We start from the raw sequence: 25,562 nt of genomic DNA on the forward strand, positions 1-25,562 counted from the left end.
GCCGCCTTGGGGCGGCCCGGCGCCGGCCTGTTCACTTCGTTGCAGGACTGCTGGATGAAGACAGGGGCCTGAAGGCCCCTGCGCTCGCTCACTTCGTGTCACGCCCTGCCCCCCGAGGGGGCCGCAGGCCGCCTTGGGGCGGCCCGGCGCCGGCCTGTTCACTTCGTTGCAGGACTGCTGGATGAAGACAGGGGCCTGAAGGCCCCTGCGCTCGCTTACTTCGTGTCACGCCCTACCCCCCCGAGGGGGCCCAGCCCGCTTTGGGGCGGCCCGGCGGCGGGCTGGACTGTGAGCCCCCACGCTCCCTCACTTCGTGTGGTCGCTGCCCCCCGAGGGGGCCCAGCCCGCCTTGGGGCGGCCCGGCGGCGGGCTGTTCACTTCGTTGCAGGCCTGCTGAATGACGAAGAGGGCTTGACGCCCCCTCTAGGGTTGACGTGAGCTCGACCCTTTACCTGTTCAGGTGTGGCGCTGGTAGGTGAGCAGGCGGCCTTTGTAGGCGGCTTGGCTGAGGCGGGCGGGGTGGTCCAGGCGTTCTTCGGTTCTGGAGAAGCCTTGTTCGCTCATCTGCTTGTTGAACGCCGGGCGGTTGCCACGGTCGGGGTCGACGATCCAGACCTGGGCCGAAGCGCTGGCATGCTCGCCGATGAAATGCGCCAGGTCGGCGTGGGTGTCGCGCTCGTACAGCAGGTCGCTACCCACGATGAGATCGAACAAGCCCTCGACTGACTCGCGCGGCTTTCGCGCAGGCGCGCCGGGCACGGCCTCGGGAGCGCCCCAGTGGCCATGGCGGTATTTCAGCGGCAGCAGGGCGTTGAGGCGCAGGTTCTCGAGCAGAAAGCCGCCCGTCAGTGGGTGGCAGTCGCTGGCGGTCACATCAGAGCCGCGGCGGTGGGCCACCAGGCTGGCCAGGGCCAGGCCACAGCCGATCTCCAGAATGCGCTCGCCGGGGCACAGCACGCGGCTGCCCATGCGGGCGGCCAGTTCAGCGCCCGAGGGCCACAGCAGGCCGAACAAGGGCCAGGTGGCCGAGGAGATGCCCAGGGTTTCGGCTTCGCCGTCGGGGTCAGAGAACTGCTGGTGATCCAGCAGGGATCGGATGATGAGGTCGTCAACGCCCGCAACGGCGATGCTCTCTTGCTTGGTGTCGTAGCCGGGCATCGTCGGGGCCCGGTCGGCTTGAATGACCTGGGCTGGGGGCAGAAAGAAGAGGGCCATTATGCTCCCCTCCCTTTTCAGGCCGGGGGAGGCGCCACAATGCGGCCCATGCCTCTGTTCCCCCACGTCGGGCGCCGACTGCGCCTCGCCTGCCCCTGCCTCAGCCTGGTCCTGGCCGCGCTGTTGTCGGGCTGCAGCAGCCCGCCGCCCGGCGACAACGCCAGCAGCCCGCACCACGACGCCAAAGGCTTTCACAACCCCAGCGGCGTGCAGGTCGAAAAGCCCCTGGGCGACCTGCTGCGCTGGCAATGGGAGAAATGGCGCGACGGCCTGCCCACGGCGGCGGGCCAACCCACGCCCCAGCAGACGCCAGACCTGGCTTTTGTGCAAGCCAACGCACGCGCTGGTGCACAGATGCAGCCCGCACTCACCTGGATCGGCCACGCCAGCACCCTGGTGCAGGCCAGTGGCCTGAACGTGCTGACCGACCCCATGTTTTCGCAGCGCGCCTTCATGGTGCAGTGGATCGGGCCGCAGCGCCAACAGCCCCCGGGTCTGACACTGGCCCAACTGCCCCACATCGACGTGGTGCTGATTTCGCACAACCACTACGACCACCTGGACCGCGCCAGCGTACAGGCGCTGGCGGCCCAGGCCGGTGGCTCGCCCCTGTTCCTGGTGCCGCTGGGCCTGAAGGCCTGGATGCAGGACCAAGGCATTGCCCGCGTGGAAGAACTGGACTGGTGGCAGGAGCGGCGTGTTGCCGGGGTGGACTTTGCGCTCACCCCGGTGCAGCACTGGTCGGCGCGCAGCCTGAACGATCACAACCATTCGCTGTGGGGCGGCTGGGCCGTGATGGGGCCGGATTTTCACTGGTACTTCAGCGGCGACACCGGCTACAGCACCGATTTCGTGACCACCCGCGAGCGGCTGGCGGCACGCCAGGGGCCCAGCCAGGGGGGTGGCTTTGACCTGGCCCTGATCGCCATCGGCGCCTACGCGCCGCGCTGGTTCATGAAGGAACAGCACGTGAACCCCGACGAGGCGGTCCAGGTGCACCTGGACCTGGGTGCCAAGCGCAGCGTCGGCGTTCACTGGGGCACCTTCTTGCTCAGCAACGAGGCGCTGGACCAGCCCCCGCGGGACCTGGCCCTGGCACGCCAGGCCCGTGGTCTGGGCGAGGCCGATTTCAGCGTGATGGCCCTGGGCGAAACCCGGCGCCTGCCCCGACGCGCGCCCAGCGCCCCCTGAGCCTCGCAGGCCTCAGTGCGGTCATTCGGACGGGCGAGGCCGCAGTGCGCGACAATGCGGGCCTTGTTTTTTCAGCCCACAAAGGCCGCGCATGAAGATCGATAAAGACACCGTCGTCACCCTGCAATTCAAGGTGGCCAATGCCCAGGGGCAACTGATCGAGCAGAGCAAGACCCCCATGGTCTACCTGCACGGCGGCTACGACAACACCCTGCCCAAGATCGAAGAGGCGCTGCAAGGCCAGGAGGCTGGCTACAAGGTGCTGCTGAAGCTGCAGCCCGAAGACGCCTTCGGCCTGCGCGACGAAAGCCTGGTGCGCGTGATCCCCAAGGCCGAGTTCCCGCCCGGCGTGAAGGTGGGCGGCCAACTCGAAGGCCGCAACGACCAGGGGCAGCCGCAGATTTACCACGTGGTCAAGATCAAGGGCCCGCAAGTGCACCTGGATGGCAACCACCCCCTGGCCGGCCAGGCCCTGCAGTTCACCCTGCACGTGACGGATGTGCGAGCCGCCAGCGAAGAAGAGATTGCCCACCGCCACGTGCACGGCGAGCACGGCCACCACCACTGAGGCCTGCGCCGCCATGAAAAAGAACGGACTGGCCGACCTGGCCCAATTGGCCAGCCTGGGCGGCCTGGTGACCACGCCGGCCGCCGAACGCAGTTGCCCCGGCTGCGCCCAGCCGCTGGACCAGTGCCGCTGCGAGGCAATGGCCCAGGAACGTACCCAGAAGGCAGCGCTGAAAGGGGCGGCCGTGCGGGTGTGGCTGGAGACCAAGGGCCGGCGCGGCAAGGGGGTGACCGTGGTGAAGGGACTGCCGCTGGAGGCCAGCGCACTGGACGCCCTGGCCAAACAACTCAAGGCCGCCTGTGGTTCGGGCGGCACGGCCAAGGACGGCGACATCGAAATCCAGGGTGACCACCGCGACACCGTGCTGGCCACCTTGCTCAAGCAGGGTTATGCGGCCAAGCGTGCCGGGGGCTGAGCCTCATGAAACCCGAAGACTTGCAACGCCTGGTGAGCACCGAGATGCCCTTTGGCAAATACAAGGGCACCCTGCTGGCCGACCTGCCGGGCCCCTACCTGAACTGGTTTGCCCGCGAAGGGTTTCCCCAAGGTGACATCGGCAGACTGCTGGCGCTGATGCATGAGATCGATCACAACGGCCTGTCCGAGTTGCTGCAGCCGCTGCGTGCTGCGGCACGGCAGCGCTGACAACGCAAGGGTTCTGTTCAGGCGCTCACGCTCTCGCGACCCCACGCTGGGCCTTGAGCAGGGCTTTTTCCGCGTACATGCGCAAGTCGGCCACCTTGACCAGATCACCGGGCTGGCTGGCGTCTTCAGGCCAGCGCGCCAGGCCCAGGCTGACTTCGATGTCCACCGGGCTCCCGCTGGCCAGGCACATGGGGCCGTTGACGGTCTTGCGCAGGCGGTGCACCGCCTGTTCTCCGGTGCTGAGGGAGGACAGATCGTGGATCAGGATCACAAATTCATCCCCGCCGAGGCGGGCCACAAAGTCGCCGCCCCGGGCAAACTCGCGCAGGCGCCGAGCCACCTCGATCAGCACCGCGTCACCGGCGTCATGGCCCAGGCGATCATTGACCTGCTTGAAGCCATTGAGGTCGGCCATCACCAGGCCGAAGGACTGGTGGCTGCGCTCGCAGCGCGCCACCTCGCGGTCCAGGGTTTCATCAAAGTAGCGCCGGTTGGGCAGATCGGTCAGCGCATCCTCGCGGGCCAGCGCCAGCACCCGGCTTTGCGCCTGCTGGTAGCAGGCCAGGCTGATGCTGTAGGTCCAGCCCACGATGAACAGCACCAGCATCAGGTACAGCACGCCCTGAAAAGGATGGCCCTGAATGCTCTGGTCATCGGGGGCGAGGCAGGCCAGCACCCAGCGTGTGGCCATGGCCGCCGCCATCAACAACAGGAAAAAGCCGGCCACCCGGTGCACCAGGCGCTCTTCGGGCCGGCTGTGACGGCACATCACCCAGGCTGACAGGAGCAGCAAGAGCACACTGAAGGCGTCGTGGATCTGATAGCGCAGCACCGCATGCGCGTGGTTGAGCACGGACGACAGCAAGGCGGCCGGCACCAGCACCCACAGGGCGCGAGGCCAGTAGTCGCCCGCGGGATGCCCCCTGAAACGCAGACAACCCTGCAACAGCAGCATCAAGGTGCTCAGGCCGGCCGCATGGTTGACGATCAGTGCCTGCGAAAACGACCAGCCCGCCCCCAACGCCACCGGGATGGCCAGAAAACCCACCGACATCGTGGCCGAGGCAGCCATCCACCAGCGCAGGCCGGCCACCTCGCGGTTGATGCGCCAGACTGTGTACATGACCAACAAGGTCACCTGGGCCACCATCGAAACGACCACGGACAAGGTCTCGCGGTCCAACATCCATCGCATCTGAGATTGCGCTTTCCGGGGTGCTTTTTGCCCCACCAGCCCGGGTCACACAACCCGGGTCCATGACCATTGTCGACCGCCCCAACCATCGTGGCTTGATTCTGATCAAGGCCTGGCGGCAGGCCGCAGGGCGCTCAGCAGGCCAGGGATTCGAAGAAGGTCAGCCCCGCCGGGTCACAGCACAGGCCCTGGCCCTGCCAGGTCCAGAGCTCGCCCCGGCGGCCCCACAGGCGCAGGCTCAGCGGGCCCTCCAGGCGTGCCGGCAAAGGCAGTTGCCGCAGGCGCTGGCCTTGCCACTGCAACTCGCCGTCCAGCAAAGCGCCCAGAGGCAGTTCCGCCGTGTCGACCCCAGGCGCAGGGGCGGGCCACAGGTCGAGCAGCAGCCCGCGCAAATGGCCTAGTCGAGGGCGATCACCCGGCTGCTGGGCCGAGGCAACCACCGCCGCGGCGGCCCAGCGCAGCTGCAGGCCGGCCCCCCCGTGGGCAGCCGGCCAGGCCTGCACACCGGCCAGCTCGGAGTCGGCGAAATGCAGGCTCAGCGCCGAAGAGGGCTGGCCCATGCTCAGTTCAAGGGGGTGCGCACGCCGTCGCGGTAGCCGTACAGGGTGACGGCCGGCTGAGTCAGCTCACCCTTGGCCGTGAAGGCGATCTGGCCGGTCACACCATGGCGGTTGGTCTTGGCCAGGGCCGGCAGGTACACCTTGGGGTCGGTGGAGCCGGCGGCCTTCATGGCGTCGATCAGCACCAGGGTGGCATCGTAGGCGTAGGGGCTGTAGATCTGGAACTGGCCCGGGAAGCGGGTGTCATAGCGCTTTTTCCACTCGGCCCCCCCCTGCATCTTGGCCACCGACGCGCCGCCGGTGGCACAGGTCACACCCGCCAGCGGCGCGGCCTTGGCCGACAGCTCAGCCAGCTTTTCGGTGCACAGCGCGTCGCCGCCGAACAGCTTCACGTCCCCCAGACCCAGTTGCTCCATCTGGCGCAGCATGGGGCCGGCCTGGGCATCCAGCCCGCCGTAGAAGATGGCATCGGGCTTCTTGGATTTGATGGCCGTGAGGATGGCCATGAAATCGGTCGCCTTGTCGTTGGTGAACTCTTCGCCCACCACGGTCAGGCCTTTTTGCAGGGCCGTGGCCTTGAACACGCCGGCCACGCCCTGGCCATAGGCGGTGCGGTCGTCGATGATGGCCACGCGCTTGACCTTGAGCGCATCGGCGGCGTAGTAGGCCAGTGCGGCGCCCAGGGCGTTGTCGTTGGCAATCAGACGGAACGTGGTCTTGTAGCCGGGCTTGGTCAGATCGGGGTTGGAGGCCGAGGCGGTGATGTTGGGCAGGTCGCACTTGGCGTAGATCGTCGCCGCCGGGATCGAGGTGCCCGACTGCAGGTGGCCCACCACGCCAGCCACCTTGGCATCGCACATCTTCTGGGCCACGGCGGTGGCCTGGCGCGGATCGCCCGCATCGTCTTCGGCGGCCAGCTCAAAGCGGATCTTCTTGCCGCCGATCACGGGGTTCTGGGCATTGGCTTCTTCGATGGCCAGGCGCACGCCGTTTTCGGTGTCCTTGCCGATGTGGGCAATGCCGCCCGAGACGGGGCCCGCGTGGCCGATCTTCACCACCTGCACCTCCTGGGCCGACACCGCGGCGGTCAGGGCCAGCACCGCGGCGGCAGCCAGGGTGGAGCGGAGGAATCGAGCTTGTGTTTTCATGGAGAGTTTCCCTTGTGCGGCTGCAGAAATCAGGCCCTGGATCGGAACAGCCACCTCCGATCCCGGCCACCCACGGGCGTGGCGCTGCACAGAGTCCATGCAAGGCGACACACCAGGGCAGATTCCAAAAACAAAACGCGCCCAAAGGCGCGTTTTGCAGAGTCAACGAGACTTACTTGGCGACGACACGCACCATTTCGAGGCACTTGTTCGAGTAGCCCCATTCGTTGTCGTACCAGCTCACCACCTTCACGAAGGTGCTGTCCAGGGCGATGCCGGCTTCGGCGTCGAACACCGAGGTGCACGATTCACCGCGGAAGTCGGTGGCCACCACCTTGTCTTCGGTGTAGCCCAGCACGCCCTTCAGAGCGCCTTGCGACTGGGCCTTCATTTCGGCGCAGATTTCGGCGTAAGAGGCAGCGCTGTTGAGTTCCACCGTCAGGTCGACCACCGACACATCGGAGGTGGGCACGCGGAAAGACATGCCGGTCAGCTTCTTGTTGAGCTCAGGAATCACCACGCCCACGGCCTTGGCAGCACCAGTGCTGCTGGGGATGATGTTTTCCAGGATGCCGCGGCCGCCGCGCCAGTCCTTGTTGCTCGGGCCGTCCACGGTCTTTTGCGTGGCGGTGGCCGCGTGCACGGTGGTCATCAGGCCGCGCTTGATGCCCCACTTGTCGTTCAGCACCTTGGCCACGGGGGCCAGGCAGTTGGTGGTGCACGAAGCGTTGGAGACGATGGCCTGGCCAGCGTAGGTCTGGTGGTTCACGCCGTAGACGAACATCGGGGTGTCGTCCTTGGACGGGGCCGACAGGATCACCTTCTTGGCACCAGCGGCCAGGTGCTTCTCAGCGGTTTCCTTGGTCAGGAACAGGCCGGTGGATTCGATCACCACGTCGGCGCCCACTTCGTTCCACTTCAGGTTGGCCGGATCGCGCTCGGCCGTCAGGCGGATCTTCTTGCCGTTCACCACCAGGGTGTTGCCTTCGACGGCGATCTCACCCTTGAAGCGGCCGTGCACGCTGTCGTACTTCAGCATGTAGGCCAGGTAGTCGGGCTCGAGCAGGTCGTTGATGCCGACGATCTCGATGTCGGAGAAGTTCTGCACCGCAGCGCGAAACACCATGCGGCCGATGCGGCCGAAGCCGTTGATGCCAACCTTGATAGCCATGTCAGTCTCTTTCCTGGAGTTAAAAAATGAACAAGGGGCGGCCGGCGTCGGGCGCCGGCTCGTTTGATTTGCTTCGTGTGGGTTACTTCTTCTTGGCTTTGCCCAAGGCCACCAACACGGTGTCGGTGACGTTTTCGGCGGTGAAGCCGAAATGCTTGAACAGCACCGGGGCCGGGGCCGACTCACCATAGGTGTCGATGCCCACCACCGCGGCCACGCCGTACTTCCACCAGCCATCGGTGCTGCCCATCTCGACCGCCACGCGCGGCAGGCCAGCCGGCAACACCGACTTCTTGTAGGCCAGGGTCTGGCGATCGAAGGTGGTGGTGCTGGGCATGGAGACCACGCGCACATAGACCTTCTTCTCGGCCAGCAGCTTCTGGGCGGCCAGCGCCAGCTGCACTTCGGAGCCGGTGGCGATGATCACGCCCTGGGGCTTGCGCTTGATGCCGATGTCGGCCGGCTCGCTCAGGATGTAGGCACCGCGGCTGATCTCGCCCAGGTCTTTCTTGGGCGAGTAGGGCAGGTTCTGGCGCGACAGCAGCAGGGCGGTCGGGCGGTTCTTGTTTTCCAGGGCCACGGCCCAGGCGATGGTGGTTTCAGCCGTGTCGGCCGGGCGCCACACATCGAGGTTGGGGATCAGGCGCAGGCTGGCGGCGTGTTCGATCGACTGGTGGGTCGGGCCGTCTTCGCCCAGGCCGATGGAGTCGTGGGTGAACACATGGATCACGCGCTGCTTCATCAGCGCCGCCATGCGGATGGCATTGCGGCTGTAGTCGCTGAAGGTCAGGAAAGTGCCACCGTAGGGGATGAAACCGCCGTGCAGGGCCACACCGTTCATGACCGCGGCCATGCCGAACTCGCGCACACCGTAGTTGATGTGGCGGCCGCCGACCAGATGGCCATCGGCCGCAGCGGTCTGCACCACCTCACCGGCGGCGTCAAAGCGCAGGTTGGGGGTGCTCTTGGTGTTGGTGAGGTTGGAGCCGGTCAGGTCGGCCGAGCCACCCAGCAGCTCGGGCAACGCGGCGGTGAAGGCTTCCAGGGCCAGCTGGCTGGCCTTGCGGCTGGCCACGGTCTCGGCCTTGGTGTGGGCGGCGATGGCGGCATCAACCGCCACCTGGGCGAAGTTCTTCGGCAACTCGCCGGCCATGCGGCGCAGCAGTTCGGCGGCCAGCTCGGGGTGGGCGGCCTGGTAGGCGGCGAAGCGGGTGTTCCACTCGGCTTCAGCGGCGGTGCCACGGGCCTTGCCGTCCCAGGCGGCGTAGACGTCGGCCGGGATCTCGAAGGGGGCGTGCGGCCAGCCCAGCGCTTCGCGGGTCAGGGCGATTTCCTCGGCACCCAGGGGTTCGCCGTGGGCCTTGGCGGTGTTGGCCCGGTTGGGCGAGCCCTTGCCGATGGCGGTCTTGCAGATGATCAGGGTGGGGGCCGCGTTCTGGCCCTTGGCCTGCGCAATGGCTTGCGACACGGCGTCCACGTCGTGGCCGTCCACCGGGCCGATCACGTTCCAGCCATAGGCCTGGAAGCGCTGCGCGGTGTTGTCGATGAACCAGGGGGCGACCTGACCGTCGATGGAAATGCCGTTGTCGTCGTACAGGGCGATCAGCTTGCCCAGTTTCCAGGCGCCGGCCAGGGCGGCCGCTTCGTGGCTGATGCCTTCCATCAGGCAGCCGTCGCCCATGAAGACATAGGTGTGGTGGTCGACCACGGCATGGCCGTCGCGGTTGAACTCCTTGGCCAGCAGCTTCTCAGCCAGCGCAAAACCCACGGCATTGGTGATGCCCTGGCCCAGGGGGCCGGTGGTGGTTTCCACGCCGGGGGTGATGCCCACTTCGGGGTGGCCTGCGGTCTTGCTGTGCAGCTTGCGGAAGTTCTTCAGCTCTTCGATCGGCAGCGGGTAGCCGGTGAGGTGCAGCAGCGCGTAGATCAGCATCGAGCCGTGACCGTTGGACAGCACGAAGCGGTCACGGTCCAGCCATTGCGGCTGACTCGGGTTGTGCTTGAGGTGCTGACCCCACAGGGCCACGGCCATGTCGGCCATGCCCATCGGGGCACCGGGGTGACCGGAGTTGGCGAGTTGAACGGCGTCCATGGCCAGCGCGCGGATCGCGTTTGCCATGTCTTGTTGTTGCTGGGTGTTGGCCATCGGGAGAAGCTCCGGATTGGAGGGTCTGGGGGAAACCCCGCATTTTACCGGGCCCGCCCGACCCAGGTCGCGAAGCCCGCTTTCAGGGCCACCTTCCGCCTCATTCAACCCCTGACTTGCACTAAAGTGGAGCCTCTTATGCTTGGCCTTCATCTGACCGCTGATTTGCACGACTGCCGCTGCGAGCCCCATTGGCTGCAGGACGCGCCAGCCCTGGGCCAGGCCTGCCTGGAGGCGGTGGCGGCCAGTGGCCTGCAGGCGGTGAGCCAACTGTTGCACCCCTTCCCGGCCGGCCCCAAGGGCCCCGGCGGGGTGACCGCCACCGTGCTGCTGGCGGAATCGCATCTGTGCGTGCACACCTGGCCCGAGCTGGGCGCGGTGAGCCTTGATGTCTATGTGTGCAATGTGGGCGCCGACCACGGCCCCCAGGCCCGCGCCCTGCTGGCCCGGCTGCTGAGCCTGTTCCAGCCCGGCCGCCAGCGGCTGCAAGAGCTGCAGCGTGGCAGCCTGGTCGACGCGGCCCACCCCACCCCGGTCTGATCCATGAACCCCACGCTAGACGCCCTTCTTCAAGACACCCCGGCCATGCTGCTGGCCGCGGGCCGCGGTGAGCGCATGCGCCCGCTCACCGACCGGCAGCCCAAGCCGCTGCTCGCGGTACAGGGCCGTCCGCTGCTGCAGTGGCAGCTGGAGGCCTTGGCGCGGGACGGCTGCCACCGCGTGCTGATCAACACCGCCTGGCTGGGTCAGCAGATCCAGGATTTTTTCGGGTCGACCTGCCAGACCGCGCACGGCCCGCTGGCGCTGAGCTACTCCGACGAGGCCGCTGCCTTTGGGGGTGCGCTGGAGACCGCGGGCGGCATTGCCCGCGCGCTGCCCCAACTGGGCGAGGTGTTCTGGCTGGCCGCCGGCGATGTCTTTGCCCCCGACTTCGTGTTCGACCCACAGGCCCTGGCCCGGTTTCGCGCCAGCGACGCCCTGGCTCACCTGTGGCTGGTGCCCAACCCGGCGCACAACCCACGCGGCGACTTCGGCCTGAGCCCCGAGGGCCTGGCCCTGAACCTGCCGCCCGACCACCCTGGGCCCCGCCACACCTACAGCACCATCGGCCTGTACCGTGCCGACCTTTTCAAGCACCCCTGGTGTGACATCGCGCCCGGCAACCCGCAAGGCCAGGCCGCGCCGCTGGCCCCGCTGCTGCGCCGCGCCATGGACGCGGGCCGCGTGAGCGCCAGCCTGTACACCGGCCGCTGGACCGACGTGGGCACGCCCGAACGCCTGGCCCAATTGAACGAGCCCCTGAACGAGCCCCAAAACGAGCCCCTGAACGCGGCCTGATCCGCCCCACCACAGCCCACCCCGCCGCCGAAAGCCCGCCATGTCCGACCTCCCTGTCCTTGCCCCCACCCCTTTGAGCGTCTATGCCGAACGCCGCGCCCGCGTGGCCCAGGCCATCGGGCCCAACGGCATCGCCATCGTGCCCACCGCACCCGAGCGCCAGCGCAACCGGGACAGCGATTTCCTGTACCGGCACGACAGCTACTTCTACTACCTGACCGGCTTCACCGAACCCAACGCCTGGCTGGTCATCACCGGCGACGGCCACAGCACCCTGTGGTGCAACCCCAAGGACCTGGAACGCGAGATCTGGGATGGCTACCGCCTGGGCCCCGATGCGGCCCCTGCCGCCCTCGGCGTGGACACCGCCTGGCCGGTGACCGAACTGGACACCCGCCTGCCCAAGCTGCTGGAAAACCGCGACGTGGTGCACTTTCCTTTCGCCACCCACAAAGGCCTGGAAACCCGCGTTGACGGCTGGCTGAGCCAGGTGCGCGCCCGGGTGCGCTTCGGCGCCCTGTGCCCGGCCATGCAACGCGACCTGTGCGGGGTTCTTGACGAGATGCGCCTGATCAAGGACGAGCATGAACTGGCCATCATGCGCCGGGCCTCGCAGATCAGCGCCCGCGCCCATGTGCGCGCCATGCAGCTCAGCGCCAGCCGCCTGCGCGCCGGCCAGGACGTGCGCGAGTACCACCTGGACGCCGAACTGCTGCACGAGTTCCGGCGCCATGGATCACAGTACCCGGCCTACAGCTCCATCGTGGCCGCCGGGGCCAATGCCTGTGTGCTGCATTACCGGGCCGATGCCGCCCCGGTGCGCGACGGCGAGCTGGTGCTGATCGATGCCGGCTGCGAGCTCGACAGCTACGCCAGCGACATCACCCGCACCTTCCCGGCCAACGGCCGCTTCAGCGGACCACAGCGGGCCCTGTATGACCTGGTGCTGGCCTCGCAGGACGCGGCCGTGGCCGCCACCCACGCCGGCGCGCGCTTCAACGACCCGCACGACGCCACCGTGGCGGTGCTGGCGCAAGGCCTGCTCGACCTGGGCCTGCTCGACCGCAACACCGTGGGCAGCGTGCAGGACGTGATCGAAAACCGCAGCTACTTCCCGTTCTACATGCACCGCACCAGCCACTGGCTGGGCATGGATGTGCACGATTGCGGCAGCTATGTGGAGCCCACCGAGCTGGGCCACAGCAGCCAGCGGCGTGACCCGCTGTCGGGCGAGACCATCACCAACCGGCCCAGCCGAATCCTGCACCCGGGCATGGTGTTGACCCTCGAACCCGGCCTGTATGTGCGGCCGGCCCCGGGCGTGCCCGAGGCTTTCCACCACATCGGGATCCGCATCGAGGACGATGCCGTGGTCACGGCTCAGGGCTGCGAGCTGATCACCCGCGACGTGCCGGTGAAGGCCGACGAGATCGAAGCGCTGATGCGCTGAGGCGCTGAGTTGCAGACGACCTGATGAATCAGCCCGAACCCCGCCCCGAGCGCCGTGCCCTGCGCCTGATCGCCAACGAAAAGACCGTGCCGCGCCTGCACCTGGTCGGCACGCTGGTGGTGGTGCTGAGCCTGACGCTGGCCCTGGTGGGGTTTTTCTCGTGGCAGAACCTGGCCGAGCAACGCGCCTCGCTGCAACGGGTGGAGGCGGTGTTGCAACAGCAGCAGCAGCAACGCCTGTCCGCCGAGATGGATTCGGCCCTGAGCTATGTCGAGTTTGTGCGCTCTCGCACCCACGATGTGCTGCGCCGCAGCCTGGTCAATCAGGTCGACAACGCCATGCAGGTGGCCGACGCCATCTACCAGCGTGAAGCCACGCGGCGGCCGCCGGCCGAAGTTCGCCAACTGATCGTCGAAGCCCTGCGCCAGGTGCGCTTCTACGACGGACGGGGCTACTACTTCATCGATGACATGGAGGGCCGCTTCATCCTGTTGCCCACCGCGCCCCAACTCGAAGGCAAGTTGTCGCCGGACAACCGCGACGACACCGGGCATCCCATCATGAAAGGTCTGATCGAGGCCGCCCGCAAGCCCCGCGGTCAAGGCTTCTCGCAGTACCGCTGGTACTTGCCGGATCAACCCAAAAAAATGGCGGACAAGCTGGCCTATGTGCGCTACTTTGCGCCCTACGACTGGTTGATCGGCACCGGCGACTACACCTCGAAATGGGATGAGCTTCAGCAGCAGGAAGCGCTGGCCCACCTGCGCTCGCTGCGCTTCGGCGTCAGCGGCTACTTCGGCCTGGTCGACCGCGAAGGCCGCTCACTGCTGTCCCCCTCCAACGCCTCGCTGGAAGGGTTGCACTATTCCGGCCTGCCGCCGGCCGAAGCAGCCGCGGTGGAAAAGATCTTCCACGCCGGGCAGAACGGCGGCGGCTTCATCCACTACGAGTGGCCCCACCCCAACACCGGCCAGATGAGCCCCAAGACCGCGCTGGTCAAGGTCATCGAGCCCTGGGGCTGGGTGATTGCCGCGGCCGTGTTCGACAACGAACTGGAGTCGTCGATCACCCGCGAGCGCCAGTTGTATGAGGACGGCAGCCCACAGCGCTGGCTGACCCTGGGCCTGGCCGTACTCGCCGCCCTGGGGGTGGCGCTGGGCGCCTCGCTGCTGTTCTCGCGCTGGTCACGCCGCCTGTTCCTGGCCTACCACCGTGAAAACGCCCGCCACCTGGAGGCCTTGCGCCAGCAGGCGGCCGAGCTCAAGACCCTGTCACGCGCCATGGCGCAAAGCCCGGTGTCCATCATGATCACCGACACCGGCGCCTGCATCACCTATGTGAACCCCGAGTTCGAACGCATGAGCGGCTACGCCCAGGCCGAGGTGCTGGGCCAGTTGCCGCAGCTCCTGCGTGCCCCCGGCGAGGACAAGGCCCGTTACGAAGAGATCTGGGAGGTGGCGAGCAAAGGCCAGCCCTGGCAGGGCGAGCTGCCGATCCAATGCCAGAACGGCGCCATGCTGTGGCACAAGGTGCAGGTGTCGCCGGTGCTCAACGACCAGGGCCACATCACGCAGTACCTGGTCATCCTGGAGGACGTGACCGAGCGGCGCCGCATCGAGGCCGAGCAGCGCATTGCAGCCACCGCCTTCGAAACGCAAGAGGGCATGATGGTGGCCGACAGCCAGGGCGTGATCCTCAAGATCAACCAGGCCTTCACCGAGATCACCGGCTACAGCTCGCAGGACGTGGTGGGTCAGACGCCCCAGATCCTCAAGTCGGGCCGGCATGACCGCACCTTCTACGAAAACCTGTGGAAATCGGTGCTCGAAACCGGCCAGTGGCGAGGCGAGATCTGGAACCGGCGCAAAAACGGCGACATCTTCCCCGAGTGGCTGACCATCACTGCAGTCAAGAGCGAAGGTGGCGAGGTGACGCACTACGTGAGCACGCTGACCGACATCACCCAACGCAAGGCGGCCGAGAACGAGATCCGGCACCTGGCCTTCTTCGACCCGCTGACCAGCCTGCCCAACCGCCGCCTGCTGCTGGATCGCCTGCGCCAGGCCCTGGCCGCCAGCGTGCGGCGCCAACGCAATGGCGCGCTGATCTTCATCGACCTGGACAACTTCAAGACCCTCAACGACACCCTGGGGCATGACAAGGGCGACCTGCTGCTGCAGCAGGTGGCACGTCGCCTGCTGCACAGCGTGCGCGAAACCGACACCGTGTCGCGCCTGGGCGGCGACGAGTTCGTGGTCATGCTCGACGGACTGGACGGCAACCCGGTGGATGCTGCCCGCCAGGCCGAGACGGTGGGCGAGAACATCCGACTGGCCCTGAACCAGCCTTACGACCTGGCCGGCAACGAATACCACTGCTCGCCCAGCATGGGTGTGGCGCTGTTCGACCAGCATTCGCAGGTGGACGACATGCTGCAGCGCGCCGACCTGGCCATGTACCAGGCCAAGGCGGCCGGGCGCAACACGCTGCGCTTCTTCGACCCCGCCATGCAGGCCCTGGTGGCCGAACGCGCCGCCCTGGAATCGGACCTGCGCGTGGGCATCCGCGACGGTCAGTTGCTGCTGGCCTACCAGGCCCAGGTGAGCGCCGCCGGCCAGGTTCTGGGGGCCGAGGCCCTGGTGCGCTGGCAACATCCGCAGCGGGGCCTGGTGTCACCGGCCGACTTCATCCCGATGGCTGAAGAAACCGGGCTGATCCTGCCCCTGGGCCTGTGGGTGTTGACCGAGGGCTGCCGCCAACTCGCCGAGTGGGCCCAAAGCCCGGCCCATGCCCACCTGACCCTGGCCATCAACGTGAGCGCCCGCCAGTACCGGCAGGCCGACTTCGTGCAGCAGGTGCTGGACACCCTGTCCGCCACCGGTGCCCCAGCCCAGCGGCTCAAGCTGGAGCTGACGGAAAGCCTGCTGCTGCACGACGTGGAAGACATCATCACCAAGATGGGCGCCTTGCAGACGCATGGCGTGGGCTTCTCGCTGGATGACTTCGGGACCGGCTACTCCAGCCTGAGCTACCTCAAGCGACTGCCGCTGGACCAGCTGAAGATCGACCAATCCTTTGTGCGCGATCTGCTGGAGGACGCCAACGACGCCACCATCGCGCGCACCATCGTGGCCCTGGGCAAGAACCTGGGCCTGGCAGTGATCGCCGAAGGGGTGGAAACCACCGAACAACGCGACCGCCTGGCCAGCTATGGCTGCGATGCCTACCAGGGCTACCTGTACGGGCGCCCCGCCAGCGCCGCCGAACTGCCCCTGAACGGGAAGGTTTGAGATGCAGCTGCTCAGCGTGAACACCGGCCGCGTGCGCCCCCTGCAGATCCAGGGGCGACGTGTCATGACAGCCATTGGCAAGACCCCGGTCGACGGGCCGGTGGGCGTGGCCCGGCTGGGCCTGGCCGGTGACGAACAGGCGGATCCCAGCGTGCATGGCGGCCTGTCCAAAGCGGTCTATGCCTGGCCCGCCGAGCATTACCCCTGGTGGCAGCAGCAACGGCAGCAGGCGGGTGTCAGCCTGTTCGACGAGCCTTTGCCTCCGGGTTTCGCGGGCGAGAACCTGACGTTGACAGGGCTGCTGGAAGCCCAGGTCTGGGTGGGGGACGAGCTGCACTTTCCCGACTGCGTGCTGCGCGTGGCCGCCCCACGCGAGCCTTGCTTCAAGTTCAACGCCGTGATGGGCTTTGCCCAGGCCGCACGCCTGATGGCCCAAAGTGGCCGTTGCGGCTTTTACCTCTCGGTGGTGCAGGAAGGCGCGATCACCGCCGGCCAGCGCTTCGAGCTGCGCCCCGGCCAACGCGGCCTGGGCATTGTGCAAGCCCTGGCCGCCAAGTGGGCCAAGCATCGGAACTGAATACAGCTCACCGTCAGAACCGCTGCTCGGCGTCCTCAGGGCGCCAGGCAGACCAGCGCACCATCACGCTGTCGAACAAGGGGCTGCTCAGCCAATGGGTGAGCCACTGCTGAAGCCCAGGCAAGGGCGCCTGGGCCCACCAGGCGGCATCCACCTGGGCGAACTGGCGCACAAAGGGCATCAGGGCTGCATCGAGCAGGCCGGGCCGGGGGCCCAGCAAGTGCGGTCCGCCCTGCGCCTGCCACAGGGCCTCCAGGGGCTGAAGATGTTGGGCCCGTGCCTGCTCACACCAGTGGCTGGCCAGGTGCTCCGGGTGGCGTTCGGGATACTTGTAGCGGTCCAGCAGGGCCTTGAACATCCCGTCGTTGCTGGCCAGCCAATGCTGGGTCAGCGCCGCTTCGCGGCTGCCGTCGGGGGACAGCCAGCCCTGGGGATCGTGCAGCACCAACGCCCAACGCATGATGTCCAGGCTCTGATCGATCACCTCACCCGTGGGCAGCACCAGCACCGGCACCGTGCCCTTGGGGTTGGCCGCGAGCAGTTCGGCCGGCTTGTCGCGCAGCACCACCTCGCGCAGGGCCACCGGCACGCCCGCGGCCTTCAAGGCCAGCCGGGCCCGCATGGCATAGGGGCAGCGCCGGAACGAATACAGCACGGGCAAAGAAGTCATGGCGCGAGTCGACAAGCGGATTCAAGAGGCCCGATTCTGCCGTGTCACATCGCCGCCCCCAAAAAAGCGGCCCGATGCGCATGAACGCACCGGGCCGACCAAGGACTGACGGCAAGAAAAAAGTGACGACTTTGAAAAATGCGCGGGTGCGCAGAGGGCGCAGTGGGCTCAGCGCGCCTTCAGGAACTCGGCCACGTCGAGCAGCACCAGTTCGTTGTCATCGGCCTGGTTGGGCTCGCGGCTGCTGGAGAAGGGCAGGTTGTTGTCATTGCCCACCACGATGTGGGTGGCATCCACCACGTCGACGTTCTCGATGGTGAAGAAGGGGAAGGTGAGCACGCCCTGGTTCAGCGGCTTGCGTGCCAGGTGGGCCGGGTCGGCGATGTTGAGCAGATCGATGTAGCCGATCTTGCGCACCGCAGCCCCCACGTTGGCCTCGTTCAACTCGATCTTGTAGACGCGCTTGAACTTGGCCAGGTCATGGAAGCAGTCGGGGCGCTGCTGGCCTTCGGGACAGGCCTTGTCGGCCGTGCCTTCACCGTTGTCGCGCTCGATGATCATGCCGGTGCTGTCATCGATCATGTTGAAGTCGCCAATCGCATGGTGGCCGGCTTCCAGCACGTACTTCCAATGACGCCCGGTCCACCGCTCGGTCTTCACGTCGAATTCGAGCACGCGCAGGTAGGGCTTGCCCTCCAGCGATTCGTAGGCCTTGGCCTCGGGGTTCCACAGGGCGCCTTCGAGCAGGGCGTAAAGCTTGCTGCCGTCCTTGGACGAGGCCATGCCCTCGAAGCCCTTGGAGCGGCGCACCTGGAAGTCCACCGTGCCGCCCGGGGCGGCAGGCGTGGTCAGGGCCGGGTGGTCGGGCGAGCGCACGGCCTTGCCATCCACCAGGGTGTCGAACACCGCCAACACCTTGCCCTTCATGTCGGCCTTGATCAGGAAGGGGCCCAGTTCGTCGCCGATCCAGATCGAACCACCGGCCAACTGAAAGCTTTCGGTATCGAAGTCGGATCCAGTCAGGTAGCGCTCAGGCGTGCCTTCGTGAACGATGCGGAAGGGGACCTTCTTGTCGGGATCATGCAGAAAGACCGTGTCCAGGCGCTTGAAGTGGCCGCTCTTGAAATCCACCGCGTAGTGGTTCAGGTACAGCATGAAGTCGGGCGAATTGGCTTTGGCACCCGCGCCGTTGTCGGTGATGATCCAGAAGGTGCCGTCGGCCATGTGCTTGATGCCCGAATGGCCCTGCAGCGGCTGGCCCTTGAAGGGCAGCGATACGCCGGTCGGACGGCCGAACGACAGGCCGGGCACCGAGCCCAGCTTCTCGACCCGCACGCCGGTGGTGTACTTGCCGCTGGTCTGCAGGTCTTGCGGCGCGTTCTTGGGCGCCGGCACAAAGCTCTGCGCCGGCAACACGGCATGGCCTGCCAGACGGGCCTCGAAAGCCTGGGGTGCAGCAGTGTTGGACTGGGCGGCCACGGGCAAGGCCCAGAGGCAGGCCGTCACGGCCAGGATGGAAGCGGCAACAGAATTGAGAGCGCGGGACATCTGAAAAATCATCACAACAGAAAACAAGCCGCCACTGTCGAGCCCCGCCATGACGCGCTGATGACAGGGATTTCCCGCGAAGGATGGTGGCAATTGGTTACAACTTTGCTTTGTTGGTTAGGATGGTTTGGTGCAGCTCCTCTCCGCCTCCGAAAGCTATCTGCTGGGTCGCCGTTTTCGGCGCCTGTTGCACTGGGCTGGGTGGGCGGCGGGGCTGGGCTTGATCGGCCTGGGCCTGTGGTCGATCGCGCTGGATTACCGCAGCACCCGCCGCCTGGCCCATGACAACAGCCAGCAACTGACCGAAAGCCTGCGCCACCTGAGCGAGCAGACACTGGAGCAGGCCTCACTCAGCCTGAGCAGTCTGGGTCAGGAATTGATGCCCACCCGCGGCCCGCACACCCCGCCCGATGCCCGCGCCTTGCAGGCCCTGCTGGAGGGCGCCATCCGCTTCGACAGCGTGTCCCAGCTGCTGTTTGTGCGCCGCGGCGACGAGCTGGTGGCCGCCGACCGGCACCAGCACCTGCCCCCCGAGGCGCTGCAGCCGCTGCGCCAGTTGCCGGCCCCCGAGGTGGCGGGCCCCTTGCAGCTGCTGGCGCCGATCCGCCTGGGCGATCAAGACGAGTTGCTGCCGGTGCTGATGCGCCTGAGCAGTGGCGCATCGGGCCCCGAGTGGCTGCTGGGCGCCCTGATTCCGCTGGCGGCCTTGCGCCCGCCCGCACCGCCGCAGGACAGCGATGCACAGGCCCCGCTCAACCTGCTTGAGCAGGCGGTGTACCTGCCCGATGGCCAGGTGCTGATGCGCACCGGTGGGTTCATGCCGGGCGCCGGGCGCATGGCCCCCGAATCGGCCCTGCTGGCCCGGCTGGCCCACGAGCAACCGGCCGGCGAGTTCATGACCTCGATCGGCCAGGGGCTGGACCTGTCGGGCACCTTCAGGCGCTCCGGGCGCTATCCGCTGTTGGTGGCCAGCCTGCAAGCCGAGACCCAGGTGCTGGCCCCCTGGCGGCAACGCAGCGCCACCAAGGGGGTGATGCTGGCCCTGGCGCTGCTGGCGCTCGGACTGGGCACCCGCGCACTGCAGCGCATGCTGCAGGTGCTGGCCACCAGCGAGACGGTGTACCGGCGCCTGTTCGAGGACGTGGCCGATGGCGTGCTGGTGCTGGACCCTGCAGGCCGTGTGCTGGCGCTGAACCCGGCGGCATTGCGCCTGACCGGGCGCCAGCAGGGCGAAGAGGTGGTGGGACACGCCCTGTCGGAGTTCTTTCCCCACCCCATTGACCCGGCCACCGGCCAGCCCAGCGCCCTGCCACGCCAGCGCATGCAACGCGCACTGGCCGGAGAGCACCTGCGCTTCGAATACAGTTTTGACGCCCCGCAGACGCAGCAGCGTGTGGACTGCGAGATGCGCCTGTCGGCCTTCACGCTGGATGGCGCGCCCCAGTTGTTGTGCCTGGTGCGCGACCTGAGCGAAGAGCGCCGCTTCAACCGCCAGCAGGACTACCTGGCCAACCACGACCCACTGACCGGCCTGCCCAACCGGCACAGCCTGTTGCGCCAGCTGGACGAGCGCATCGAACGCCAGCCCGGCCATCGCTTCGAGCTGGTGTTCGTGAACCTGGCGCGCTTCAAGGAGATCAACGAAGCCTTTGGCCACCGGGCTGCCGACATGGTGCTGGAAATCACCTCCCGGCGCCTGGAGCGCCAGCTGCTCGCCCATGGCTGGAGCCTGGCGCGGGCCGGCGGCACCGACTTCGTGGCCGTGCCTCCGGCGCCCCATGACGCGGCAAATGACGCGGCCCGCGACACGTCCCAGGACACGGCCCATGACGCTGCGTTTAACGCGGCTTTCGACCCGGCGATGAAATCGAAGCCTGACCCGACGCCCGTCCTGCCGACCGAGGCCGTGTGCGAACTGATGGTGCGGGTCAGCCGCGAACCGATCACGCTGGGCGACACCGCCGTCGAGCTGCATCTGAAGCTGGGCAGCGCCGCCTACCCTGCCGACGCGCCTGATGCCGGGCAGTTGCTTCGCTGCGCGGATGTGGCGGCCGCCCGGGCGCGCACCGTGGTGGGATCGCAGGTGCGCTACAGCCGCAGCTTCGAACACGCCCCCGGGCACGACCTGAAGATGCGCTCAGAACTGTCGGCCGCCATCCGCGGCGGCCAGTTGCAACTGGCCTGGCAACCCAAGCTGTGGCTGGAAAGTCGAGAGCTGGAAGGGGTGGAGGCCCTGCTGCGTTGGCACCACCCGCGCCTGGGCTGGATCCCGCCGTCCGAGTTCATTCCGCTGGCCGAATCCACCGAACTGATCTACCCACTGACCCGCTGGGTGATCAGCGCGGCACTCGACCAGATGGCCCGCTGGCAGGCCCGGGATCAGGCGTTGAAGGTCGCCGTCAACATCAGCGCCAACAACCTGCAGGACCCCGACTTCACCGACCACATCAAAACCCTGCTGGTGCAGAAAAAGGTGGCCGCCCAGTGGCTGGAGCTGGAGGTCACCGAGTCGGCCCTGGCCGTCAACCCCGACCTGGTGCTGCGCCGCCTGCAGGAGCTGCGGGCCGCCGGCATGGCGCTGGCGCTGGACGACTTCGGCACCGGCTTCTCCAGCCTCTCGTATGTGAGCCAGTTTCCCTTCACCAGCATCAAGATCGATCGCAGCTTTGTGAGCGCGCTGCTGCGCAGTCCGCGCGACCGCCACGTGGCCGAGTCGACCATCGCCCTGGGCCGCAAGCTGGGCCTGCGCACCGTGGCCGAAGGGGTGGAGGATGACGCCACCGCCGCGGCCCTGATGGCGCTGGATTGCGATGTCGGCCAGGGCTATCTGTTTGCCAAGCCCTTGATGGCGCCGGCCTTCGAGCACTGGCGGCACGCGCATCAGAGCAAGCTGCTGGCGGCGCGCCACCAGGCCGCCGGGCAACACCGCTAGGGTCGCCGGCCGCCGCTCAGGGCAGCGCGCGCCACAGGTAGGCAGCCCCTTCGCCGTACCCGGCCAAGGTGGCCTGGGAGGCCGCATCAGGCCGGCTGTCCTGAAAGCCCTGACGGCGCCAGAAAGGCTGCGAGCCCTGCACCGCCACCAGGCCCAGCCCGCCCAGGCTTTCGGTCCGTGCCAGGGCCAGTGCCGCCGCCACCAGGCGTGGCCCCAGGCCCAGTCCCTTGGCGACCGGGTGCACGGCCAGGTCATGCAGGTACAGGGCCGTGGGCTGGGGCGCCGGGTCAAAAGGTTGATGCAGCGGCGCCACCGCCCCCGGCACGCTGCGGTAGGCCAGCAGGTAGGCGCGCATCTCGCCAGAGGCCTCGAACAAGCCCCACACCGTTGGCGGCGTGATGGCCAGGCGCTGGGCCATGGCAGGGGCGGGCTCAACCAAGGCGGCACCGTAGGCCAGGGCCTGCAGCGCCATCAAGGCGGGCAGGTCGGCCCTCTGCAGGCCGCGCAAGTGGTGCGGGCCCGGGCTCATGAGGGGGTGCGCCCCCGCAGTTGCTGCACGGCCAGCAGCCCGGCATCGTGCCCGCGCGTGAAAGCCTCTTCGAACACCGAGTAGCCCGACCAGTCGCTGTGGGCGTAGCTGACCCGCCCTTGGGCCAGTGCCGCCGGAACACCGCTGCCGGTGCGGCGCTGGCGCAGGCTGGGCACGGCCTGGGCGGCCGCGGCCAGCGGCAGGCGCGCCAGGTGGGCCAGTACCCCGGGCACGGGCACGGCCATGGCATGGCCGTGCCGGCTCAGCGAGAACTCTCGGGCATGGCTCAGCAGATCGGGGTGCGGGGCCAGGAATTCGTCCAGCAGCTGGCCACGCCAGTGCGTCCAGGGCTGCTCCAACAAGGTCTTGCGGGCCGGTTTGGCGGCCCCCAGGGCGCGGTAGAAGGTGAGCACCGTGGGGCCGGGGCGCGGGTCCAGGCGCTGGTGGGCGGCGTTGACATAGCCCAGGCCACTGGAGCCGTAGATCACGTTGTCCCAGGCCGGGGCGGCGCCGGGCCGGTCTGCCAGCGGCTGGTCGAGCAGCAGGTTGCCCACCACCCAGGCCGCATGCTGCCAGCGCAAGGCCGTGGACTGCAGCCAATCGGGCGCGGTGACCACCACCCGGGCCGCCACATGCACCGGCAGGGCCACGATGCAGTGGGCGGCCAGCCAGCGTTCGACCCGTTGCCGGGCCACATCCCACACATCAACGGCCACGCCCTGGCGCTGGTCTTCGATGCGCAGCACCACCCGGCCGGTGTACAGCGGGCCCTGGCCGGCATCGCCCTGCCAGGGCGCGGCCAGCCGGTCGACCAGCCAGCCATTGCCCTCGGGCCAGGTGAGCACCGGGGTGTCGGCCGCTTCGGCGGCCTCATCGCTGCCCGGGGCATGAAAGCCGTGGCGGCTGGCAAAGTAGTGGATGCCGGCCCAGGCCGAGACCTCGGTCAGGCCGGCACCGTAGTCGTCGCGGCAGCAGTAGTCCAGGTACCAGCGCAGGCGGGCGTCGTCCAGGCCCTGCTGGGCCAGCCACTGGGCAAAGGTCTGGCTGTCGAGCGCCAGTTGTACCGGGCTCAGGCCCCGGCTGGCCAGCGGAATGGCAAACCGGGCCTGGCGCTGCAGGGCCGCCACCTGATCCGCAAAGCGCTGGTATTGCGTCCGGGTGACCGCGCTCAGCTCGTGTGCGGGCAACAGGCCCTCCTGCCAGCCGCCGTCCAGGTACAGGCGCTCTTGCGGGCTGTGGCACAGGGCCTGCTCGTCGTAGACCCAACGCCCCGCCTGGCGCTGGCGCAGGCCCAGCTCCTCAAGCAAGGCCTGCACCTCGGGCGCATCGTCACCGGGCAGGGGCAGGTAATGCGCCCCGGTGGGGCAGGGTTGCTGGCCCAGCAGGCGGCCGCGGCTGTTGCCGCCGGCTTGCTCGTCGAGCTCCAGAATGGCCAGGTCGTCCACCCCACCCAGGCGCAGCGAGCGCGCCGCGGCCAGGCCTGCGATGCCCGCCCCCGCCACCACCACACCCACCCGGCGTGACACGGCCGGCGCCGGCCAGCGGCGCGGGTTCTCGCGCAACAGGTGGCCCCGCTCAAAGGCAGCGCCCTCAAACCCGCCTTGCAAGGCCGGTGCAGCCGGCGCACAACCCGCCAGGCCCAGGCCGGCACCGGCCAGGGCCAGCCACTCGCGCCGGCGCAAGCCCGCTGAAGACGACACGAAGGCACCGTTCAAACGCATGTCAGGCCGCGTCAATGGGCCACCTTGCCCCATTCCTGCTCATAGGTGCGCACCAGGATCTGGTTGGACAGGCGGTTCACCCCGGTGGGCACGGCCGCCATGTCCTGCGGAAAATCGAACAACAGGGGCAAGGTCTGCAGATTGAGAAAGCGCAGGCCCTCGGGCAGGCGCACAGGCTGGCGCCAGGGTCGGCGCGAGGCCACCACAAAGCCCCACTCGCCAAAGCTGGGCACGTTGGCGTGGTAGGGCGTGGCGCCCAGGCCGGCGGCCTCGATGGTGTGCACCACGGTCCAGAAGCTCTGGCGCGCCACCAGGGGCGAGGTGGTCTGCACCACGGCATAACCGCTGGCCGACAGGCGCTGGTCCAGCAAGGCATAGAACGACTGGCTGTAGAGCTTGCCCAGCGAAAAGTTGGTCGGGTCGGGAAAGTCGACCACGATGACGTCGAAGGTGTCGGCCTCGGTCTGCAGCCACTGGAAGGCATCGGCATTGACGATGCGCACCCTCGGATCGGACAAAGCCCCGCCGTTGAGCCGCTTGAGGGCGGGCTGGCTGCTGAACAGGCGCGTCATCTCGGGGTCGAGTTCGACCAGGGTGACCTGCTGCACCCCGGGGTACTTGAGCACTTCACGCACGGCCATGCCATCGCCCCCGCCCAGCACGGCCACCCGGCGCGGGTTGCCCTGGGCCGCCATGACCGGGTGCACCAGGGCCTCGTGGTAGCGGTACTCGTCGCGCTCGGCAAACTGCAGATTGCCATTGAGGAACAAGCGGTGCCCCTGTGCCCCGCTGGTGACCACAATGCGCTGGTAAGGGCTGGTGGCGGTGAAGATCACGCGGTCCTGGTAGAAGCGGTCTTCGGCCACGGTGGTGATGGCGTCGGCGCCGAACAGAGCGCCCAGCAGGGTCAGCAGCACGCCCGCACACGCCAGCACATGGGTGCGCAGACGGCGCAGCTCATGTCGGAACAGCCACAGCGCCCACACCGCCACGGCGGCATTGAGCAGGCCGAACACCAGTCCGGTGCGCACCAGGCCCAGGTGCGGCACCAGCAGGATGGGGAAGGCCAGCGACACCGCCAGCGCCCCCAGGTAATCAAAGGTGAGCACCTGCGAGACCAGTTCCTTGAGCTGCACGTGGCGCTTGAGGATGCGCATCACCAGCGGAATCTCCAGCCCGACCAGCACCCCCACCGCCCCCACCAGGGTGTACAGCACCAGCCGGAAGGCCCCGGGCACAAAGGCACTGCACAAGAACAACAGGGCAGGCATGCCGCCGCCCAGCAGGGCCACCAGGAGCTCGATGCGCAGGAAGTGTGCTGGCAACTGGCGCTCGAAATGCCGTGAGGCCCAGGAGCCCAGGCCCATGGCGAACAGATAGGCGCCGATCACGGTGGAGAACTGCAACACCGAGTCGCCCAGCAGGTACGAGGCCAGGGTGCCGGCGGCCAGCTCGTACAGCAGGCCGCAGGCCGCCACCACGAACACGCTGCTCAGCAGGGCCAGTTCGACCGGCCGGGGGGCCCCGCCCCCGCCAGAGGGCTCAGTCGAGCGCGCGCCACGCCGCCCGGGCAGTCGCCAGGGCACATCGGAGACGACCGCCGCGGGCAACAGGGGGTCGGAGGAATCAGGTCGAAGGCTCAAAACAATCCACAGTCTTCAAAACAAG

The 25,562-nt window shown here is 67.8% G+C and carries 21 protein-coding genes; 10 read left to right on the forward strand and 11 right to left on the reverse strand.

Translation table 11 applies throughout. The annotated features are described in order from the left end of the window. Positions 1-456 precede the first annotated feature (456 nt). A complete protein-coding gene (locus AC3WUT_RS18250; RefSeq protein ID WP_492348638.1) occupies positions 457-1,158 on the reverse strand; it encodes a class I SAM-dependent methyltransferase in 702 nt (233 codons plus the stop codon). Positions 1,159-1,263: 105 nt separating this feature from the next. Here AC3WUT_RS18250 and AC3WUT_RS18255 point away from each other — a divergent pair, with 105 nt between their 5' ends. From AC3WUT_RS18255 to AC3WUT_RS18270, 4 genes are all read left to right on the forward strand, one after another. After that, the gene (locus AC3WUT_RS18255; protein WP_492348499.1) at positions 1,264-2,406 is read left to right on the forward strand and encodes an MBL fold metallo-hydrolase; all 1,143 of its coding nucleotides are present in this window, start codon (positions 1,264-1,266) and stop codon (positions 2,404-2,406) included. Positions 2,407-2,497: 91 nt separating this feature from the next. Next, the gene (locus AC3WUT_RS18260) at positions 2,498-2,974 is read left to right on the forward strand and encodes an FKBP-type peptidyl-prolyl cis-trans isomerase (RefSeq protein ID WP_492348500.1); all 477 of its coding nucleotides are present in this window, start codon (positions 2,498-2,500) and stop codon (positions 2,972-2,974) included. 13 nt (positions 2,975-2,987) lie between these two features. Continuing rightward, on the forward strand, positions 2,988-3,389 hold the full coding sequence (locus AC3WUT_RS18265) for an SUI1 family translation initiation factor (RefSeq protein WP_492348501.1): 402 nt from the start codon (positions 2,988-2,990) through the stop codon (positions 3,387-3,389). A 5-nt stretch (positions 3,390-3,394) separates the two neighbouring features. Beyond that, entirely contained in the window at positions 3,395-3,619 is a 225-nt protein-coding gene (locus tag AC3WUT_RS18270) for a DUF3820 family protein (RefSeq protein WP_492348502.1), read from the forward strand. Positions 3,620-3,644: 25 nt separating this feature from the next. Here the strand turns inward: AC3WUT_RS18270 and AC3WUT_RS18275 are convergent, their stop codons facing one another. From AC3WUT_RS18275 to tkt, 5 genes are all read right to left on the reverse strand, one after another. Further along, positions 3,645-4,814 (reverse strand): GGDEF domain-containing protein, encoded by a 1,170-nt coding sequence (locus AC3WUT_RS18275; protein ID WP_492348503.1) that lies wholly within the window; start codon positions 4,812-4,814, stop codon positions 3,645-3,647. 134 nt (positions 4,815-4,948) lie between these two features. Beyond that, positions 4,949-5,374: a hypothetical protein gene (locus AC3WUT_RS18280; protein WP_492348504.1), complete on the reverse strand. Its 426-nt coding sequence runs from the start codon at positions 5,372-5,374 to the stop codon at positions 4,949-4,951. 2 nt (positions 5,375-5,376) lie between these two features. Beyond that, on the reverse strand, positions 5,377-6,522 hold the full coding sequence (locus AC3WUT_RS18285) for a branched-chain amino acid ABC transporter substrate-binding protein (protein ID WP_492348505.1): 1,146 nt from the start codon (positions 6,520-6,522) through the stop codon (positions 5,377-5,379). Positions 6,523-6,694: 172 nt separating this feature from the next. After that, the gene (gene gap / locus AC3WUT_RS18290; protein ID WP_492348506.1) at positions 6,695-7,693 is read right to left on the reverse strand and encodes a type I glyceraldehyde-3-phosphate dehydrogenase; all 999 of its coding nucleotides are present in this window, start codon (positions 7,691-7,693) and stop codon (positions 6,695-6,697) included. Positions 7,694-7,775: 82 nt separating this feature from the next. Further along, complete coding sequence (gene tkt / locus AC3WUT_RS18295; protein ID WP_492348507.1) at positions 7,776-9,839, reverse strand: transketolase; 2,064 nt, start codon at positions 9,837-9,839, stop codon at positions 7,776-7,778. Positions 9,840-9,977: 138 nt separating this feature from the next. Here tkt and AC3WUT_RS18300 point away from each other — a divergent pair, with 138 nt between their 5' ends. Genes AC3WUT_RS18300 through AC3WUT_RS18320 form a run of 5 tightly spaced genes read left to right on the forward strand, consistent with a single transcriptional unit; the run spans position 9,978 to position 16,494 of the window. Further along, the gene (locus AC3WUT_RS18300) at positions 9,978-10,379 is read left to right on the forward strand and encodes an S-adenosylmethionine decarboxylase family protein (RefSeq protein ID WP_492348508.1); all 402 of its coding nucleotides are present in this window, start codon (positions 9,978-9,980) and stop codon (positions 10,377-10,379) included. 3 nt (positions 10,380-10,382) lie between these two features. Further along, positions 10,383-11,177, forward strand: a complete 795-nt coding sequence (locus AC3WUT_RS18305) for a nucleotidyltransferase family protein (RefSeq protein ID WP_492348509.1) — start codon at positions 10,383-10,385, stop codon at positions 11,175-11,177. A gap of 40 nt (positions 11,178-11,217) precedes the next feature. Continuing rightward, the gene (locus tag AC3WUT_RS18310) at positions 11,218-12,627 is read left to right on the forward strand and encodes an aminopeptidase P N-terminal domain-containing protein (RefSeq protein ID WP_492348510.1); all 1,410 of its coding nucleotides are present in this window, start codon (positions 11,218-11,220) and stop codon (positions 12,625-12,627) included. Positions 12,628-12,650: 23 nt separating this feature from the next. Beyond that, positions 12,651-15,917, forward strand: coding sequence for a bifunctional diguanylate cyclase/phosphodiesterase (locus AC3WUT_RS18315; protein WP_492348511.1), 3,267 nt, complete (start codon positions 12,651-12,653; stop codon positions 15,915-15,917). 1 nt (position 15,918) lies between these two features. Beyond that, positions 15,919-16,494, forward strand: coding sequence for an MOSC domain-containing protein (locus tag AC3WUT_RS18320; RefSeq protein WP_492348512.1), 576 nt, complete (start codon positions 15,919-15,921; stop codon positions 16,492-16,494). Between the two features lie 13 nt (positions 16,495-16,507). On the opposite strand, the gene AC3WUT_RS18325 is transcribed toward AC3WUT_RS18320, so the two are convergent. Both AC3WUT_RS18325 and AC3WUT_RS18330 read right to left on the reverse strand, forming a co-directional pair. Further along, complete coding sequence (locus AC3WUT_RS18325) at positions 16,508-17,164, reverse strand: glutathione S-transferase N-terminal domain-containing protein (protein ID WP_492348513.1); 657 nt, start codon at positions 17,162-17,164, stop codon at positions 16,508-16,510. Positions 17,165-17,332: 168 nt separating this feature from the next. Further along, positions 17,333-18,712, reverse strand: coding sequence for an esterase-like activity of phytase family protein (locus AC3WUT_RS18330; protein ID WP_492348514.1), 1,380 nt, complete (start codon positions 18,710-18,712; stop codon positions 17,333-17,335). A gap of 130 nt (positions 18,713-18,842) precedes the next feature. Between AC3WUT_RS18330 and AC3WUT_RS18335 the strand changes: the two genes are divergently transcribed. Then, positions 18,843-21,644 carry a putative bifunctional diguanylate cyclase/phosphodiesterase gene (locus AC3WUT_RS18335; RefSeq protein WP_492348515.1) on the forward strand — a complete coding sequence of 934 codons (2,802 nt, stop codon included), beginning with the start codon at positions 18,843-18,845 and terminating at the stop codon, positions 21,642-21,644. A 16-nt stretch (positions 21,645-21,660) separates the two neighbouring features. On the opposite strand, the gene AC3WUT_RS18340 is transcribed toward AC3WUT_RS18335, so the two are convergent. From AC3WUT_RS18340 to AC3WUT_RS18350, 3 genes are read right to left on the reverse strand one after another with little or no spacing between them, the layout of a single operon-like run. Beyond that, complete coding sequence (locus AC3WUT_RS18340; protein WP_492348516.1) at positions 21,661-22,173, reverse strand: GNAT family N-acetyltransferase; 513 nt, start codon at positions 22,171-22,173, stop codon at positions 21,661-21,663. Next, positions 22,170-23,894, reverse strand: coding sequence for an NAD(P)-binding protein (locus tag AC3WUT_RS18345; RefSeq protein WP_492348517.1), 1,725 nt, complete (start codon positions 23,892-23,894; stop codon positions 22,170-22,172). The genes AC3WUT_RS18340 and AC3WUT_RS18345 overlap by 4 nt, the downstream gene beginning before the upstream one ends. A gap of 11 nt (positions 23,895-23,905) precedes the next feature. Further along, complete coding sequence (locus AC3WUT_RS18350; protein WP_492348639.1) at positions 23,906-25,468, reverse strand: polyamine aminopropyltransferase; 1,563 nt, start codon at positions 25,466-25,468, stop codon at positions 23,906-23,908. Positions 25,469-25,562: the final 94 nt, after the last annotated feature.

The sequence above is a fragment of the Curvibacter sp. EU05-FHT14A10 genome, from assembly GCF_058791075.1.

Bases quoted from the DNA above. Each gene is read 5' to 3' on its own strand.
- AC3WUT_RS18250 (WP_492348638.1), bottom strand. From the start codon at position 1,158: ATGCCCGGCTACGACACCAAGCAAGAGAGCATCGCCGTTGCGGGCGTT.
- AC3WUT_RS18255 (WP_492348499.1), top strand. From the start codon at position 1,264: ATGCCTCTGTTCCCCCACGTCGGGCGCCGACTGCGCCTCGCCTGCCCC.
- AC3WUT_RS18260 (WP_492348500.1), top strand. From the start codon at position 2,498: ATGAAGATCGATAAAGACACCGTCGTCACCCTGCAATTCAAGGTGGCC.
- AC3WUT_RS18265 (WP_492348501.1), top strand. From the start codon at position 2,988: ATGAAAAAGAACGGACTGGCCGACCTGGCCCAATTGGCCAGCCTGGGC.
- AC3WUT_RS18270 (WP_492348502.1), top strand. From the start codon at position 3,395: ATGAAACCCGAAGACTTGCAACGCCTGGTGAGCACCGAGATGCCCTTT.
- AC3WUT_RS18275 (WP_492348503.1), bottom strand. From the start codon at position 4,814: ATGCGATGGATGTTGGACCGCGAGACCTTGTCCGTGGTCGTTTCGATG.
- AC3WUT_RS18280 (WP_492348504.1), bottom strand. From the start codon at position 5,374: ATGGGCCAGCCCTCTTCGGCGCTGAGCCTGCATTTCGCCGACTCCGAG.
- AC3WUT_RS18285 (WP_492348505.1), bottom strand. From the start codon at position 6,522: ATGAAAACACAAGCTCGATTCCTCCGCTCCACCCTGGCTGCCGCCGCG.
- gap (WP_492348506.1), bottom strand. From the start codon at position 7,693: ATGGCTATCAAGGTTGGCATCAACGGCTTCGGCCGCATCGGCCGCATG.
- tkt (WP_492348507.1), bottom strand. From the start codon at position 9,839: ATGGCCAACACCCAGCAACAACAAGACATGGCAAACGCGATCCGCGCG.
- AC3WUT_RS18300 (WP_492348508.1), top strand. From the start codon at position 9,978: ATGCTTGGCCTTCATCTGACCGCTGATTTGCACGACTGCCGCTGCGAG.
- AC3WUT_RS18305 (WP_492348509.1), top strand. From the start codon at position 10,383: ATGAACCCCACGCTAGACGCCCTTCTTCAAGACACCCCGGCCATGCTG.
- AC3WUT_RS18310 (WP_492348510.1), top strand. From the start codon at position 11,218: ATGTCCGACCTCCCTGTCCTTGCCCCCACCCCTTTGAGCGTCTATGCC.
- AC3WUT_RS18315 (WP_492348511.1), top strand. From the start codon at position 12,651: ATGAATCAGCCCGAACCCCGCCCCGAGCGCCGTGCCCTGCGCCTGATC.
- AC3WUT_RS18320 (WP_492348512.1), top strand. From the start codon at position 15,919: ATGCAGCTGCTCAGCGTGAACACCGGCCGCGTGCGCCCCCTGCAGATC.
- AC3WUT_RS18325 (WP_492348513.1), bottom strand. From the start codon at position 17,164: ATGACTTCTTTGCCCGTGCTGTATTCGTTCCGGCGCTGCCCCTATGCC.
- AC3WUT_RS18330 (WP_492348514.1), bottom strand. From the start codon at position 18,712: ATGTCCCGCGCTCTCAATTCTGTTGCCGCTTCCATCCTGGCCGTGACG.
- AC3WUT_RS18340 (WP_492348516.1), bottom strand. From the start codon at position 22,173: ATGAGCCCGGGCCCGCACCACTTGCGCGGCCTGCAGAGGGCCGACCTG.
- AC3WUT_RS18345 (WP_492348517.1), bottom strand. From the start codon at position 23,894: ATGCGTTTGAACGGTGCCTTCGTGTCGTCTTCAGCGGGCTTGCGCCGG.